The 15,544-nt window shown below is 66.9% G+C and carries 14 protein-coding genes; 10 read left to right on the forward strand and 4 right to left on the reverse strand.

What is annotated here, in order from left to right:
* From HC022_RS02580 to HC022_RS02605, 6 genes are all read left to right on the forward strand, one after another.
* Positions 1-924, forward strand: a 924-nt coding sequence (locus tag HC022_RS02580) for a sulfotransferase (RefSeq protein ID WP_167451217.1), incomplete at its 5' end; no start/stop codon positions are given.
* Entirely contained in the window at positions 917-1,858 is a 942-nt protein-coding gene (locus HC022_RS02585) for a glycosyltransferase family 2 protein (RefSeq protein ID WP_303049039.1), read from the forward strand. The genes HC022_RS02580 and HC022_RS02585, both read left to right, overlap by 8 nt.
* A 5-nt stretch (positions 1,859-1,863) precedes the next feature.
* On the forward strand, positions 1,864-2,961 hold the full coding sequence (locus tag HC022_RS02590) for a glycosyltransferase family 4 protein (protein WP_167451219.1): 1,098 nt from the start codon (positions 1,864-1,866) through the stop codon (positions 2,959-2,961).
* Positions 2,962-3,122: 161 nt separating this feature from the next.
* Positions 3,123-4,739, forward strand: coding sequence for a hypothetical protein (locus tag HC022_RS02595; protein ID WP_167451220.1), 1,617 nt, complete (start codon positions 3,123-3,125; stop codon positions 4,737-4,739).
* A 152-nt stretch (positions 4,740-4,891) separates the two neighbouring features.
* Entirely contained in the window at positions 4,892-5,464 is a 573-nt protein-coding gene (locus tag HC022_RS02600) for a hypothetical protein (protein WP_167451221.1), read from the forward strand.
* Between the two features lie 171 nt (positions 5,465-5,635).
* Positions 5,636-6,703: an acyltransferase gene (locus HC022_RS02605; protein ID WP_167451222.1), complete on the forward strand. Its 1,068-nt coding sequence runs from the start codon at positions 5,636-5,638 to the stop codon at positions 6,701-6,703.
* A 779-nt stretch (positions 6,704-7,482) separates the two neighbouring features.
* Here HC022_RS02605 and HC022_RS02610 read toward each other — a convergent pair.
* Positions 7,483-7,776, reverse strand: coding sequence for a BrnA antitoxin family protein (locus HC022_RS02610; RefSeq protein ID WP_167451223.1), 294 nt, complete (start codon positions 7,774-7,776; stop codon positions 7,483-7,485).
* Between the two features lie 1,099 nt (positions 7,777-8,875).
* On the opposite strand from HC022_RS02610, the gene HC022_RS02615 reads away from it, so the two are divergent.
* Both HC022_RS02615 and kdsA read left to right on the forward strand, forming a co-directional pair.
* On the forward strand, positions 8,876-9,664 hold the full coding sequence (locus HC022_RS02615) for a 3-deoxy-manno-octulosonate cytidylyltransferase (RefSeq protein ID WP_008886368.1): 789 nt from the start codon (positions 8,876-8,878) through the stop codon (positions 9,662-9,664).
* Positions 9,661-10,497: a 3-deoxy-8-phosphooctulonate synthase gene (gene kdsA, locus HC022_RS02620; protein ID WP_167451224.1), complete on the forward strand. Its 837-nt coding sequence runs from the start codon at positions 9,661-9,663 to the stop codon at positions 10,495-10,497. The genes HC022_RS02615 and kdsA overlap by 4 nt, the downstream gene beginning before the upstream one ends.
* A gap of 64 nt (positions 10,498-10,561) precedes the next feature.
* On the opposite strand, the gene HC022_RS02625 is transcribed toward kdsA, so the two are convergent.
* Together HC022_RS02625 and HC022_RS02630 are read right to left on the reverse strand one after the other, a co-directional pair.
* Entirely contained in the window at positions 10,562-11,284 is a 723-nt protein-coding gene (locus HC022_RS02625; RefSeq protein ID WP_167451225.1) for a hypothetical protein, read from the reverse strand.
* Positions 11,281-12,354: a GSCFA domain-containing protein gene (locus HC022_RS02630; protein WP_167451226.1), complete on the reverse strand. Its 1,074-nt coding sequence runs from the start codon at positions 12,352-12,354 to the stop codon at positions 11,281-11,283. The genes HC022_RS02625 and HC022_RS02630 overlap by 4 nt, the downstream gene beginning before the upstream one ends.
* A 287-nt stretch (positions 12,355-12,641) precedes the next feature.
* Here HC022_RS02630 and HC022_RS02635 point away from each other — a divergent pair, with 287 nt between their 5' ends.
* The gene (locus tag HC022_RS02635) at positions 12,642-13,721 is read left to right on the forward strand and encodes a GSCFA domain-containing protein (protein WP_167451227.1); all 1,080 of its coding nucleotides are present in this window, start codon (positions 12,642-12,644) and stop codon (positions 13,719-13,721) included.
* 1 nt (position 13,722) lies between these two features.
* Positions 13,723-14,424, forward strand: coding sequence for a hypothetical protein (locus HC022_RS02640; RefSeq protein WP_167451228.1), 702 nt, complete (start codon positions 13,723-13,725; stop codon positions 14,422-14,424).
* A 110-nt stretch (positions 14,425-14,534) separates the two neighbouring features.
* On the opposite strand, the gene HC022_RS02645 is transcribed toward HC022_RS02640, so the two are convergent.
* Entirely contained in the window at positions 14,535-15,539 is a 1,005-nt protein-coding gene (locus HC022_RS02645) for an NAD-dependent epimerase/dehydratase family protein (RefSeq protein WP_167451229.1), read from the reverse strand.
* Positions 15,540-15,544: the final 5 nt, after the last annotated feature.

The raw sequence follows: 15,544 nt of genomic DNA on the forward strand, positions 1-15,544 counted from the left end.
GCCTTTCCTCCGGGCCGCGGTCCGAACCTGTTCATCCTCGGGGCGCCGAAATGCGGCACCACCTCGATGGCGGCCTATCTGCAGCAGCATCCCGAGGTGGCGGTCTCAGAACCCAAGGAGACCCGGTACTACGGCCCCTACACCGATGTCGCGAGCATGACGCCCGAGGCCTATTGCGAGAGCATGGCCCACAAGCCGGGTGCACGTTACCGCTGCGATGCGACGCCCGCCTATCTGAGCGATGCCGGAACCGTGGCGCGGATCGCCGCGGAAAACCCCGATGCCCGCTACATCGTCATGGTGCGCGACCAGGCCGACCTGGCCTTTTCCTTGCACCAGGAATTCCGCCTGTCCGGAAGCGAGACCATCGCGGATTTCGAGGAGGCCTGGCGGGCCTGCGACGCGCGGCGCGCCGGCAAGCGCGTGCCGGTGACCTGCGGTGACGCTCGCCGGCTGCTCTACGATCAGCGCGCCTCGGTGGGCCACCAGCTTTCGGAGGCGCTGCAGATCATTCCGCGCGAGCGCATCATGATCATCGAGATGGGCACCCTGCGCGCAGACATCGCGGCCGTCTGGGAGGCGCTCTGCGGCTTTCTCGAGATCGAGCACCGCACCGACGTGGATTTCACCGCGCAGAACCTGCGCAAGACCATCCGCTTCCCGATCCTGCTGCAGGCCTCGGCCATGGCGTTCCGGCTCAAGCGCCGGCTCGGCATCCGCGGCGGTATGGGCGTGGGGCGGGCGCTCAAGTCGGCCGCGGCGCCGGTGGCCAGCGAGCGCGAGAGCCTCTCGCCGGAGCTGCGCGCCGAGCTGCAGACCTTCTTCGCCGAGGACAGCCGGCTGCTGGAGCAGGCGATGCTCTCGGGGCCGCACCTGCGGGTGGTGGACGGCAAGGTGACTGGGCAGGAGGCCGCCCTTGTCTGACGTTGCGGTCCTTGTCCCGACCTTTCGGCGGCCGGAGATGCTGGCCCGCTGCCTGGCCTCGATCGCGGGCCAGGATCTCTTCTCCGCGGACAGCGGCGACCGGGTGACGGTGATCGTGGGTGACAACAATCCCGATGCTTCGGCCTGTGCGCAGATCGCGGAGATGGCGGCGGGGTATCCCTGCGCCCTGCGCGCGATCCACGTGACCGAGCCAGGGCTGTGCCGGAACCGCAACGCGCTCTTCGCCGAGGCCCTGGCGATGCGGGCGGATTACGTGGTGCTGATCGACGACGACGAATGGGCCGGGACCGACTGGCTGAGCACCCTGCTGGGAGCCATGCGGCAGACCGGCGCCGATGCCATGGTCGGCCCGGTGCACACCATCTTCCATCCCGACGCACCGGAGTGGTTCCGGCGCTCGGGGATCGGACAGAGCGACGCCCGCAACGAGGCCCTGCCGACCGGCAGCCACAGTCCGAAGCTGGCCAGTCACAACACCATTCTCAAGGGCGAGATCCTGACCGCGCTGGAACCGCCCTGGTTCCCGCTCGAACTGAACTTCCTCGGGGCCGAGGATCAGGCCTTCTTCTGGCGGGCCAGCGCCGCGGGCCATGACCGGATCCTGTGGTGTGCCGAGGCGGCGCTGACCGAGGAAATGCCGCTGGCACGATCGGACAGGCGTTACTTCATCGACCGCTCCCTGCAGCGCGGGACCTCGGCCGTCATCGCGGCCAAGATCATCAACCCTCTGCTGCCGGCCGGCCGCGCCCGCCACCCGCTGCGGATCACCCTGAAGGAAATGCTGCGCCTCGTTGCAGGGCTGCCGATGCTGCTGCTGCCCGCCCGACGCTCGCGCTACATCCGCCACGCCATCTATGTTGCCGGGCGCCTGCAGGCGCACCTGGGGCACCAACGCAATTTCTACGGAAGCTGACAGGCATGAAGATTCTCTACCTCGCCAAGGCCTACCCGCCCGAAACCGGCGGGGTCGAAACATATTCCGAGCAGGTCGCCATGGCCTATGCCCGTGCCGGGCACGAGGTCACTGTGGTGACCACCCATCCGGGCGCGGTCGGCGAGGAGATGCGCGGCGGGGTGAAGGTCACGAATGTCGGCGACCACGGCAGCCAGGCCGCCATCTTCGGGCGCATGACGCGGCATCTGTGGTCCCTGCGCCACGAGCCGTTCGATGCCGTGCATGCCACCACCTGGCGGGTGTCCCTGCCGGCGCTGCTCCTGCGGCGTGGCCTGCCCATGGTGCTGACCATCCACGGTCGTGAGGTCTTCGTGGTGCCCAAGCCGCTGCGGCCGATGATGATGCGCGCGCTGCGACACGCCGACCACCTGCCCACTGTCAGTCAGCCCATTCTCGACAAGTTCGAACAGGACCTAGGTTTCAGGCTGAAAGGGGCCTTCTCGAACTGGAACGGCATTTCCTTCGAAGAGGAGAGCGGCCAGCCCCACGACAAGCCCGCGGGCATGGTGCTGTTCTGCATGTGCCGGCTGGTGGCGCGCAAGAACGTGGACGGCGCCATCCGCGCTGTCGCCGAACTGGTCGGCAGGGGACATGACATCACCTTCCGCATCGCCGGCGGCGGCGAGGAGGCCGACAGCCTTGCGGCGCTGGTCCGGGAACTGGGCATGGAAGAGCATGTCACGCTTCTGGGGCGGGTGCCTGACGAAGACATTCAGCCGCTCTACCGCGGCAGCCACATTTTCCTTCATCCGCAGATCGCCACCCGCTCCGGGCAGGACATGGAGGGCTTCGGCCTGACCATCGCCGACGCCATGTCCTTTGGCTGCGTTCCGGTGGCCGGAGCTTCGGGCGGGCCGCTGGATTTCATCCGCAACGGTGAAACCGGCTATCTCGTGGATGGCACGAAGACCGGCGAGATCGTCACCGCGCTGGAGCGCCTGATCACCGATCCGGCCCATCGCGAGGCCCTCGCCGCCGCCGCACGGGATTTCGCCCGCGCGGAGCTGACCTGGGACGCACACGCCCACAAGATCCTCGAGCGCCTCGCGCCCGCGGACTGATCCACGGCGGCTGCGTTCGTTGCGATAACAGCGCCTTCACCACTCCCCCGCAGAGTGCCCGCATCGCAGGCGCTCGCGCTTCCGTCCGGCGGTGCCGCGGCGCGCTTTTCTGGTCATCCTCATGACCCGGTCCGACGGGTCATGCCCAAAGGAAAAACGCAATGGGACTCGTGGATCTTCATGATGCGGAAGCATTTTCCCCCTATCTCGCCACGCCGCATGCCGATGCCAGGATGTTCATCTACCGGGCGAACACCGACCAGCTTGCGCCCCTGTTCGAGGATGACGGCCTGACCACCATGGTCAGCAATCCCGTCCGGGCCAACGCCCAGGGGGCCTTTCCGATCCGCTATGCCATCGACGGCGAATACGGTGCCGCGATCCAGGACCGGCGGGGGCAGCATCTGCTTGCGGTGCAGCGCTTCACGGTGCGTCCGACGCAGGCATCGGCCCTGTCCCACGAGTTCAGGACCTTTGCGCAACTGCTGGCCGACAGTCAGAGAAAATACACCGACACCAGGGAGACCCTCACGGTCTATCCCGGCGACCTGTTCCGCGTGGTGGCGGGAGGCAGTCTCTACCGGGTTGCGGCGCCCGGGGCCGAGGACCATCACCTCACGACATCCGGGGGACTGAAGCTCTATGTGCAGCCGGATGCCGACGGTTATCATCCTGTCGAGGCCTTCGGTTTCACCGGCGACGGCAGCCCCGAGGACCGGGAGCGGCTGCAGCGGGCCAGCGACGCGACCCCCTTCCTGAAATTCCAGGCCCGGACGTACGAACTGGGCGCCCATGTCGAGACCCCCGCAAGCTACGGCGCCCATCGTCGCTGCTGCATTCTTGCCACCAACGACATCGCCTGGCGCAGCATCGGCCGCACCACGCTCCGCATCGCCGATACCGTGCAGTCCGGTCCGCATGCGAACGACGTCACCATCCTCTTCGTCGAGGATCGCGAGGACTTCAGCGCCCCGGGCTTCGTCTTCGACCAGAACACCGATGCGCAGGGGTATGGATCGCCGTTCGCCTGCTACGGCGTGGCGCGGGTGGATCTTGACCGGATCGAGGTCCGCAACGGCGGCGCGGTCCGTATCGGGGCCTCCGCGGCCCGGCTCAGTGGCGAGGTTCGCGGCAACATCACGATCGGCGCGGGGACGGGCACCTTCGCGCTCGGCGGAAAGCCCGGCGGCACGACACGCTGGCGCAACGTCTCGGCCTATGTCGAGAATTGCCGTGGCGGGGTGAACGTCGAGTGCGAGGACGTGAACGCCTTCGGCCTCATGCACGAGACGATCGAGGCGGATTTCGGCCAGATCGTCGGCTACAATCTCGACGGCGGCAGCTCTCCGGTGGAATTCGTCAAGGTCGAGGATGGCGCAAAGCGCGTCAATATCGACCTGATCTCGCTCAACACCGCGGCCTCGTCCGGCACCGGTCGCGCTGCGGCGCTCTGCATCAAGCAGGGGCAGGACGGCAATGGCATGGACCGGGTCTCGGTCGGCCGGATCTCGTGCAAGAACGTCGAGCAGGCGATCTACTTCGAGATGGCGGAGGCCCCGCAGGGCGCGCTTTATGTCGGCGCGTTGCAGGCCGACAGGGTGCGCTGCCTGTTCGACAGCCGCAACTCGGTCGGCGCCGCGGTCGGCGAGGCCGCCTCTGCGGTGATCCAGAACGTACAGGGCACGGTGCTGTCGCCCGGCACCTCCGGCGGGGCACCGCCTTCTGCGTCGAAAGCGATCCGACCTCGCCCGATGACAATGCCTATCCGCCCCATCTGAGGGCTCTGCAGATCCGCGGAGGCCACCTGTCGAGCGTCCAGGAGCGGACCTTCAGCATCCGTGGTGTCCGCCGCTTCGAATGTCATGGTCTCGCGGTCGAAAGCCACCTTTCGGCCACGCCCTCGGGCGGCTACGCCGGCGGCACCTACAACGTGATCGAGGCAGACGAGATCCTGCTGACCGACACCATGCTGAGGGGCTTCGCCGGCACCGGGGTGCCGCTCGAACTGCGCCCCAAGGTCTCGTGCCGGCTGCGTGGCTGCGACCTGCAGGGCAATGGCAGCGGCACGGCACTGTTCCTGAACGGGTCGGGGAACCTGCTGCTCGAGGGCTGCCAGATGTCCGGCGCGACCAACGCGCTGAACTTCCGCGTTCTGCAGGCGGAGTTCGATCCGCTTGCGGCGGTCGACAGCGCGGGTAGCCGGATCGTCATCCCGAACCATCCTTTCCGCCATGGCGAACTGGTGCGCTTCACCGCCGGCGGAGGCGGCATCGGCGGGCTGGCGGACGGCGCGGAGTACCGGGTGATCTACCTCGATGCGAACAGCATCCAGCTCTCGGACAGCCTGCGCGGCAGCGCCATTGCACTGAGCTCGGCGACGGCGGGCGCGGCATCGCTGCGCAAGGCGCTGACCGTCAAGCTGCGCGATCTCCGCAACAGCTGTCCGACCCTGGTCGCAAACAGCGACAGGCCGCTGTCTTTCACCCAGGACGGAAGCTGGTAACGCCCGAATCCAGGCGCCGAAAAATTGCACCGGTCCGCGTCTGGCCGCATGGATCGGTGCGTTTTTGATTAGCTCCCTTCACAATCGGTATATTGGCCTTGACCTTCCGCGAGCCATGCGAAACCCATCGGATGCAATCGCCGCCCCGGCGGCCCGGTCTGGAGATCCCTGGTGAAGGACAAGTCGAACGCCCCCCGGGACGCGAGAAGAAACAACCTCGACAGCCTGCGGCTGATCCTCGCCAGCCTCGTGGTCCTCGAGCATGCCAACAACCTGTTTCACGTCGCGCAGGGGACGTCGTATCGCTTCCCCTTCTTTCTCGTGAACCTGTCGGATGTGGCCGTATCGACCTTCTTCGTGATCTCGGGAATGCTGACCTATGACAGCTACCGGCGGGATCCCGATATCATCCGGTTCTACCTGCGTCGCATGTTCCGGGTCTTTCCTGCCTACTGGAGCGTCCTGTTGCTGCAGGTCGTTGTCTTCTGCCTAGCCGCGACCACGCTGGTGCTCTGGGATCGGCTGCCGTTCTACCTCGCCGCCAACGCGCTGACGGCCAACTTTCTTGCTCCCACCTTCCTTGAGGGAGTGCCCGCAATCAACGGCTCGCTCTGGACGATCAAGATCGAAGCCTCGTACTATCTCCTGTTGCCGCTGCTCTTCCCCCTGCTGGTCCGCTCGCCGCTCCTGCTGCTGCTGGGGCTGCTGTCCTTTGCCTGGGCCGTCGGGATCGAGCACGGGACACTGGCCAAGCAGCTTCCCGGCAAGCTCTACCTGTTTGCGATCGGCATCGCCCTCGCCCGGTTGTCTTCGCGGATCACCGAGCGGCATGCGCTGATCGCCCTGCTGCTGGCACCGCTGGGAATCGTCCTGAAGTTCGCCACCGAGGGGCTCTTCATCCTGCAGGAACTGATGGCCGCCGCGCTGGGGGTCTGTCTGGTGATCGCCTTCATGCGCCCGTGGCTCCAGCGCGAACCCATGGATATCTCCTACACGCTGTATCTCGTCCACTACCCGGTGCTGGTTCTCGTCACCCGATTCCTGTTCCCGGGCCAGCCTTTCGCCATCGTGCTGGCCGCCGGACTGGTGCTGTCGGTTCTTCTGGCGGTCCTGATCTCGTTGCTGATCGAGCGCCCCGCACTGGGTCTCGGACGCCGTCTCGTGTCGCGATCGGGAAAGCCCCGGGCGCCGCGCCCCATGAATGGGGCCCCGGTCCCGGCGCAGGACAAGCCCACCTGAACGCCCCCAGAGGGGAGGGTGCGCGTACCCCTCCCGCCTCTTCCTGTTGCAACCAAGTTGAAATGTCACCGGCTGCGCAAAGCAGGAATGTCTCACCGAGGGTGGAGAATCATGGCCGGGCAGGGCGAAGACCGCACATATCGCAGCCCTGATCGGCCATGCGTTCAGAGCCGGAGCTTGCGGCGCTCCTTTGCGTTGTAGACGGCCCGGAAACCTTGCTCGTCGAGGAGCTTCTCGAAGGCCCACCAAGGCAAGGCGGTCGGCAAAATATGGAGGGTTGTCCAAGATCGTCAGCGTCCCGCAGGCGTTCTCCACTGACAGGATCCACAAAGGATCGTCTGAGGTTCGGTAAATCTCCACGGTGAAGCGGTGGCCGTCGACCACCACGTCCTGCGCCAGGTTCGAGAAGACGATCTCCGTGCTCGAGGAAAAAACGCGTAATTAGGGTTATGTGAAAAATTTGAGTCAGCCCCTTCGCAATGTCGCCCACGATGCGTGAAATCCGGTAGGATTTCGGCGAACAGGAGAAGGCCACGGAATGGCTGGAAGCGAGAGAAACCGGAAATGAAGGCTTCCGCGTCAAGGACGGCGCGGCAGTAGAAGAAGGACACACGACTTTACTGTGAGGTCATCGGTTGAAGCCCAACGGGTACTTCTGCGTTTTCAAGGAAATCGCAGATCTCTTTGCCGACCTGATCGCCAAGGATGCACAGACGGGCGCAAGTTTCGTACCCGACATCAGCGTTGGCCTGGCCTGGGCAAGGCACGGCGCATCGGGATTAGCCCAGTCCAGCAGCTTGCCGCAGCGCCTCGTTTATGCGGGTCTGCCAACCCGGCCCCTTGGCCTTGAAACGGGCCACGACTTCGGGATCAAGGCGCAACGACACAGCCACCTTCGGATTCTCAGCCTTCGGGCGCCCTCCCACGTTCTTGCGCATCCTCTCGGACAACGCTGGGAACGCCTCTCCGAAAGGCTTCGCCTGGGCAATCTGCGCGTCGGTCACCTCCGGTGCATCCGGATCGCTGGCAATCATCGCCTGAATCCTGGCTTCACTGAGCGGCTTCTTAGTCATAGCAATCCGCTCTCCTTACGGCTCGCTGGGCGCATCGAAACAACCGAAACGCCTTGGGTTCCCAGGACGGCGAAGACGACAGCGATGGTGCCGTCCGAAAGCCGACCGATCGCCATGTGGCGGTTCTCCTTCGCTGGGAGGACCAGCGAAGATGGAAGAACATCTCGTCCAAGTCTGCGAAGTCGAGCCCATGTTAGGCCAGATTGCTTGGCCTCTTCGGCTCGTCCCAGACGATCATCATACGCGCATCCTAGATCATAAATATGGTTTTTGTATATACAGAAACAAGCGCAGAGCCACCCAAAACATCGCGATAGATGTAACGGCAGACGAAAAGCTGAGATGGCCCAGAGAATATCAGGTTTCATTGGTCATCGCAGGTCACCTGGGACTGTAACGCTGACAAATTACATTTCCTGCTACAGCTACAGTCCCATGTCGGAGCGTTTGGGTGTCAGCGTGTCCAAGTGTCACGGTGTCAGCGTGTCCATGTGGCACCCTGTCCAAGTGTCAGGGTGGCAGCTTGTCAGTCTGTCACCGTGTCCGTGGGTAAATCACAGCCAATGATTACGATTGTTGGGATCTGGTAGGTGAAACTCGCGCAGGGCCGTAGAGGCACTGCAAGGCGCCTTAGAAGCACGAGTCTTCGTAGCGTCCCCTTGCCCACAGCCTCCCACAGACGCTCTCAGAGCGTGCTTCAGACAACCTGGGCCATACGTGGTACTGTCCGGCGTCAGCGCCCATGGGACATCTGAATCGATTTCGGAAAGGAGGGTTTCTGGCTCATCGTAGCCACCAAGGAGTGGAGATGAGACAGAACCCCGGAACACCGAAGCCTTCCGCCGAGAGGAGCCGCGAGATGGAAAGTGGATCCCACACGCTGCAGATATAGCGAAGCGGCCGGCGATGCGCAGGGCGAGCCACGCGGGGAGGCCGCGAGATCCCTGCGGGCACCTGCTCCGGTTGCCTGACAGCGGTTTCGGTTGAACAGGCGGTTGCGGTCGCGTTATCCAGCAGGAAATCTCCTCAGGCGGGACATCCCGATGCGTCATATTCTCCCCGCCGCCGCCTGCGCGGCCTCCTCCCGGGGCCTCGCGGCATGAGCGCGGTCATCTTCATTCCCGCCCGCTACGCCTCGTCGCGCTATCCCGGCAAGCCGCTGGTCGAGCTGACCGGCGCCACCGGCGAGGCCCGCAGCCTGATCCGCCGCGCCTGGGACGCGGCGCTGAGCGTCGAGGGCGTGGCCGCGGTCTACGTGCTCACCGACGACGACCGCATCGCCGCGGCGGCACGCGGCTTCGGCGCCGAGGTTCTGATGACCTCGGAGCAGGCCCGCAACGGCACCGAGCGCTGTGCCGAGGGGCTGGCCCAGCTCGACGGCACCCCCGAGATCGTCATCAACCTGCAGGGCGACGCGCCGCTCACCCCGCCGTGGTTCGTCGAGGCGCTGATCGCGGCGATGCGCGATCCCTCGGTCGAGATGGCGACCCCGGTGCTGCGCACCGACCCCGAGACGCTGGCGAACTTCGTCACCGACCGCCACGCCGGCCGCGTCGGCGGCACCACCGCGGTGATGCGCGGCGACGGCACCGCGCTCTATTTCTCCAAGGAAGTGCTGCCCTACGTGGGCAATCTCGAAACCCCGCCCGAGGTGTGGCACCATGTGGGGGTCTACGGCTACCGCCCCGAGGCGCTGCGCCGCTACGCCGGCTGGGCCGAGGGGCCGCTGGAACGGGCCGAGGGGCTCGAGCAGCTGCGCTTCCTCGAGAACGGCACCCCGGTCACCTGCGTGCCGGTCGAGGCCCGCGGCCGGGTGTTCTGGGAGCTCAACAACCCCGTCGACGTGGCCCGCATCGAGGCCGTTCTGAAGAAGGAGGGCATCGCATGAACACCGCCGTTTCCGCCCGCGAGGTCGCGGTCAAATCCGTCACCTTCGCCAATGACGCCCCGCTGGCGCTGATCGCCGGGCCCTGCCAGCTCGAGAGCCTCGAGCACGCCCGCATGCTGGCCGGGCGCATCGCCGCCGCCGCCGAGGCCGCGCGGATGCCGTGGGTGTTCAAGGGCAGCTTCGACAAGGCCAACCGCTCGTCGCTCTCGGGCAAGCGCGGTCTCGGCATGGAGGCCGGGCTCTCGATCCTGTCGAAGATCGGCGCCGAGTTCGGGGTGCCGGTGCTGACCGACATCCACGGCCCCGAGCAATGCGCGGCCGTGGCGCAGGCGGTGGACATCCTGCAGATCCCCGCCTTCCTGTCGCGCCAGACCGACCTGCTGCTCGCCGCGGGCGAGACCGGCGCCGCGATCAACGTCAAGAAGGGCCAGTTCCTGGCGCCCTGGGACATGGCCAACGTGGCCGCCAAGATCGCCTCGACCGGCAACCAGCGCCTGATGCTCTGCGAGCGCGGCGCCAGCTTCGGCTACAACATGCTGGTCTCGGACATGCGCAGCCTGCCGATCATGGCCGAGACCGGCTACCCGGTGGTGTTCGACGCCACCCACTCGGTGCAGCTGCCGGGCGGCCAGGGCAGCTCGTCGGGCGGCCAGCGCCAGTTCGTCGGCACGCTCGCCCGCGCCGCCGTGGCGGTGGGCTGCGCCGCGGTCTTCATCGAGACCCACGAGGATCCCGACAACGCCCCCTCGGACGGGCCCAACATGGTGCCGATCGACGGGCTCGCCCCGCTGCTGGCCCGCCTGCACGCGCTCGACGAGGTGGTGAAGCCCTGACCTGAGGGCCGCGCGCGGACGCGGGGGCGACAGGCCCCCTCCCGTCTCGTCCAGGCCGTCTCGTCTAGGCCGGCTGGCCGACCTCGGCGAGGATCCGGCGCAGCATCAGCGCGCCGTATTCGGCGTTGCCGTGGTGCGGGTCGCGCTTGCCGTTCTTCAGCAGCCCCGCCGCGTATTCCGGCCGAAGCAGGCCCTGCGCGTCGGCGGTCTCGGGCGGGAAGTCGACGAAATCCACCCCCAGCCCGTCGAGGAAGCCGCGGAAGCGCGCCCGGGAGCGGCGGTCGATCTCGAGCAGCACCTCCGGATCCGCCCCGCGCACGATGTTCTGGTGATCGGCCCGCACCGGCGGCGCGCTGATCACGAAGAAGCGGATGCCTGCGTCCTTCAGCTGGGTGAGGAAGGCACGGATGTGGCGCTGGTCCTCGTCGGCCATGCGGTCGATCAGCCCCGAGGAGACCGGGCGCTGCCCGTCCCCCGCCAGCGCCGAGGGCGCCGCGGCGCCGGTCCAGATCCGGTCGCCGTAGAGCCGCGGGTTGTGGGTGCCCATGCAGATGCCCCAGAGCCGGTCCGGGGCAATATGGTCCTGCCCGGTGAAGCGGACGAGGTTCTCGGCATAGACCGGCTGGGTCAGCACCACGCGGCCGGCCTCGGTGGCGCTGAAGGCCTCGGTCTCGTAGACCCCGGCGCCGAGCCCGAAGACGGTGACCCCCGCCGCCTCGGGCACCTGCCCCAGGCCCTGGTTGAGCGCGATGGTGTGGGAATTGCCGGTGATGGTCAGCTGGCTCATCGGCCGAACTCCTCGAGCAGGGCTTCCTCGCAGACGAGATCGTCCTCGGACATCCTGGGTTTCGCGCGCGCAGGCGCCTTTTCGGCGGCAACAGGCTCTGGGTCCGGCGCCGCCTGCCCCGCGGTGTGCGGCCCGAAGAAGGCGTCCATCACGTGGGCCACGCCCACCGGCGAGACCTCGCGCAGGTTGGGGCGGAAGAACATCGCCCGCCCCGGGTGGCTCGAGACCAGCTCGAAGGAGGGGAAGTAGTCGACGTTCTCGTATTTCTGGTAGAGCGTGCCGCAGACCGTGCGCAGCACCGACTTGGAATAGACCGTCGCGGGCAGCACGTGCTGGTCCGAGGCGGTGGCGGTGAGCGGCACCGGCGAGACGGTGATCAGGAAGCGGATGCCGGGGCGGATCCCCTCGGCGAAGTCCTTGAAGGCGGTGAAATCGCCGAGCACGTCCTCGTAGGAGAAATTGACGAACCGGTACTTCTCCGGGTCGAACTGGCCGGCCACGGTGCCCGGGCAGGTGGGCAGGATGGCGCCGTCGGCGATGCATTCCCAGGCCTCGGTCAGGCCGAAGGTGAAGACGAAGACGTCGGTCTGCTCGAGGATCCTGCGCACCGCCGCGAGGTGGAAGTCGCGGTCGCGGCGCACCTCTTCGGGGGTGGCGTAGCCGTTCTTCTCGATATTGGGGCGGAACGGGTCGTAGAAGCGGCCGTTCTTCTCCCACACGTCCTCTTCGGGGGTGAAGAGCCCGTGGGCACGGCGGAACATCTGCAGCAGCTGCCGGGCGGAGTAGAGATTGCCGTAGCGCGCCGAGTACATGTTGAAGCCGTAATCGTTCCAGGCGCTCTCGGGCAGCATCGGCAGCGGCTTCTCGACGTCGACGAACTGGTAGCCGCGGGCCTTGAACTGGCGCCCGATGTGCTGGGCGAAGCAGCTGCCCGCCGCCGCGATCCGCGTGCTCTCGCGCGAGATCTCGTAGCGCGGGCGGTAGACGTCCTGCATCTCGAGAAAGGAGACATCCGCGACGCCGCTGCGCCAGTAGGCGCGGGGCGGCAAGCCGACATAGGGGTTGGACATGAAGCGGTCCTTCTCGGTCTGGAAGAGGCTCTTTGCGGGACGTGCCCGGGGTCGGGGCGATGTTAGCCCTCGCCCGAAGGGCGATCAAGCACAGCTCCCGAAGGGCGTTCAGGCACGGCGCCCGAAGGGCGACCCCGCACCGGACCCGAAGCGCGATCGTCCGACGGGCCCCGATCCCGTCCCCTGCCCCTCGCAGCTGCGGCGAAAAACGCCCCCACCTCTTGGCGGCACCGCGGCGAGATGCCAACATGGCGGCGAAAGACCTCTCACCTGCCGGGAAATGTCCAATGAACCCCTACGAGAACCTCCCTCCCAAGGCGTTCTGGCGGCGCGCCGTCGCCGAGAACAGCATGTACGACGTGTCGGGGCTGTGGAATCCCAAGTTCAAGCTGTCGCCGAAGATGCCGGTCTCGACCTACGGCTCCTGCTTCGCCCAGCACATCGGGCGGGCCCTGCAGGCGCGCGGCTTCAACTGGCTGCGCACCGAGACCGCGCCCTTCGGCATGAGCGACGCGAACCGGCTGGCCTATAACTACGACGTGTTCTCGAGCCGCACCGGCAACATCTACACCACCTCGCTGCTGCTGCAGTGGCTGCAATGGGCCTTCGGCATCAAGCCCGTCCCCGAGGAGATCTGGGAGAAGGGCGGCCGCTTCTACGACCCGTTCCGCCCGCGGGTCGAGCCCGACGGCTTCGCCTCGGTCGAGGAGCTGCGCGCCTCGCAGCAGCAGACGCTGAAATCCTTCCGCGAGAGCGTGACGCAGGCGGATGTCTTCGTCTTCACGCTGGGGCTCACCGAGCGCTGGCTGAACAGCGAAAAGGGCTACGAGTACCCGATGTGCCCCGGCACCGTGGCGGGCGAGTTCGACGAGGCCGTGCACCAGTTCGACAACATGATCTTCTCGGAGGTGCAGAAGAACCTCTACGCCGCGCTCAAGATCATGCGCGAGCAGAACGAGAAGCTGCGGGTGATCCTGACCGTCTCGCCGGTGCCGCTGACCGCGACCAACTCGGGCAAGCACGTGCTGGTGGCGACGATGCAGTCGAAATCGGTGCTGCGCGCGGTGGCGGGGCAGACCGCCGACAGCCGCTGGTACGTCGACTATTTCCCCTCCTACGAGATCATCAACAGCCCGGTGTTCCGCGGCAACTTCTTCGAGCCGAACCAGCGCAACGTCGCCAAGCACGGCGTGAACTTCGTGATGGACAGCTTCTTCCGCGACCTCAACGCGCGCTTCGGCCGCAAGGAGGACGCCCCCGCCCCGGCCGCCGCGAAACCCGCTGCCGCGCCCGCGGGCAAGAAGAGCAAGGACGAGGTCTGCGAGGAGGAACTGCTCGAGGCCTTCGCCGCCGGAGGGCGCAAATAGCATGAAGCTCTGCATCATCGGCAACAGCCACGTGGGCGCGCTGCGCACCGCGTGGACGAGCGGGCTGTCCGACGACTTCCCCGGCATCACGATCACCTGCTTCGCGCAGCGCGGGCAGGGCATCGCCGAGATGGTGGTGGCCGAGGGCCGGCTGCTGCCCGCCAACCCCTACATGAAGCGCACCGTCGAATTCACCTCGGGCGGCCTGTCGGAGGTGGTCGTGGCGGAATACGACGCCTTCCTGCTCTACGGGCTGCACGAGCACGGGCAGGAGACCGGCGACATCTGGTATTCCTCCGCCGTGCGCGCGGCGGCGCTGAAGGACAAGGTGACGGGACAGGGCAACCACGCGCTGCTGGTCAAGCTGCGCGGGCTCACCGACAAGCCGGTCTGGGTGGCGCATGACCCGCTGCCGGCGCTCGAGCCCTCGGGGCTGGTGGCGGCGGATTATGACGCAGAGCTGGCCGAGATGCAGCGGCTCTGCTACGACCCCCTGCAGGCCCGGCTGGTGCCGCAGCCCGCCGAGACCATGGTGGCGGGGCGGGCGACGAAGCTCGCGTTCAGCAAGGATTCCCAGCCGCTGGCGGTGGGCGACGACCGCGACGGCCGCCACCACGGCGCCGACGAGATCCAGCACATGAACACGGCCTACGGGGCGATCTGGCTGCGCGCCTTCCTGCCCGGGCTCGCCGCCCAGGTCTGAACCGGCTCTGAACCGGCTCTGAACCGGGCCCGGGCAGGGCGCGGCCCCGCGGCCGCCCTGCCCGGTCAGTGTCCCGCAGGCGGCCGGCTCAGCGCCCGGTCAACGCCCGATCAGCGCTTGTCGAAATAGTCGAGGTACCAGTCGACGAAGGCCTGCACGCCCTCGCGCACCCGGGTCTCGGGGCGGTAGCCGGTGAGCGCCTTCAGAAGCTCGGCGTCGGCCCAGGTGGCGGGCACGTCGCCGGGCTGCATCGGCATCAGGTTGCGGCTCGCCTTGCGTCCCAGCGCCGCCTCGATGGCGTCGATGAAATCGGTGAGCTGCACCGGCTCGGAATTGCCGATGTTGACCACCCGGTGCGGCGCTACCGGCGACAGGCTGTCCATCTCGCCCACCGGCGCCTCGCCCGGCACCGCGTCGATCAGCAGCCGGATCGCCGCCACGAGGTCGGTGACATAGGTGAAGTCGCGCCTCATGTCGCCGTGGTTGTAGACGTCGATCGGCCGGTCCTCGAGGATCGCCTTGGTGAACTTGAAGAGCGCCATGTCCGGCCGGCCCCAGGGGCCGTAGACCGTGAAGAAGCGGAACATGGTGATCGGCAGCCCGTAAAGATGGGCATAGGAATGCGCCATGTTCTCGGTGGCCTTCTTGGTGGCCGCGTAGAACGACATCTGGTGATCGGCCTTCACCGTCTCGCGGTAGGGCATCTCGGTGTTGGCGCCGTAGGCCGACGAGGTCGAGGCCAGCAGCATGTGCTGCGGCGGGTACGCGCGGGCCGCCTCGAGCAGCTCGAAGGTGCCGGTGATGTTGCTCTCGAGATAGGAGCGCGGCTCTTCGATCGAGTAGCGCACCCCGGCCTGGGCGGCGAGGTGGATGACCACGTCGGGCGTCTCGGAGGCGAAGAGATCCATCAGCACGCCCGGGGTCTCGACCCGCTCGTGCACCGCCCGGAACGCCGGGGTCTGCAGCAGCAGCCCCTCGCGCCGCTGCTTCAGCGTCACGTCGTAGTAATCGGTCATCGCGTCCAGCCCGATGACCTCGAACCCGTCGGCGATCAGCCGCTGGCAGAGGTGAAGCCCGATGAAGCCGGCCGAGCCGGTGACAAGAACCTTGCGCATGTATC

The sequence above is a fragment of the Salipiger sp. HF18 genome (assembly GCF_011806505.1).
Taxonomy (GTDB): domain Bacteria; phylum Pseudomonadota; class Alphaproteobacteria; order Rhodobacterales; family Rhodobacteraceae; genus Salipiger; species Salipiger thiooxidans.

Bases quoted from the DNA above. Each gene is read 5' to 3' on its own strand.
- HC022_RS02590 (WP_167451219.1), top strand. From the start codon at position 1,864: ATGAAGATTCTCTACCTCGCCAAGGCCTACCCGCCCGAAACCGGCGGG.
- HC022_RS02595 (WP_167451220.1), top strand. From the start codon at position 3,123: ATGGGACTCGTGGATCTTCATGATGCGGAAGCATTTTCCCCCTATCTC.
- HC022_RS02610 (WP_167451223.1), bottom strand. From the start codon at position 7,776: ATGACTAAGAAGCCGCTCAGTGAAGCCAGGATTCAGGCGATGATTGCC.
- HC022_RS02615 (WP_008886368.1), top strand. From the start codon at position 8,876: ATGAGCGCGGTCATCTTCATTCCCGCCCGCTACGCCTCGTCGCGCTAT.
- kdsA (WP_167451224.1), top strand. From the start codon at position 9,661: ATGAACACCGCCGTTTCCGCCCGCGAGGTCGCGGTCAAATCCGTCACC.
- HC022_RS02625 (WP_167451225.1), bottom strand. From the start codon at position 11,284: ATGAGCCAGCTGACCATCACCGGCAATTCCCACACCATCGCGCTCAAC.
- HC022_RS02630 (WP_167451226.1), bottom strand. From the start codon at position 12,354: ATGTCCAACCCCTATGTCGGCTTGCCGCCCCGCGCCTACTGGCGCAGC.
- HC022_RS02635 (WP_167451227.1), top strand. From the start codon at position 12,642: ATGAACCCCTACGAGAACCTCCCTCCCAAGGCGTTCTGGCGGCGCGCC.
- HC022_RS02640 (WP_167451228.1), top strand. From the start codon at position 13,723: ATGAAGCTCTGCATCATCGGCAACAGCCACGTGGGCGCGCTGCGCACC.
- HC022_RS02645 (WP_167451229.1), bottom strand. From the start codon at position 15,539: ATGCGCAAGGTTCTTGTCACCGGCTCGGCCGGCTTCATCGGGCTTCAC.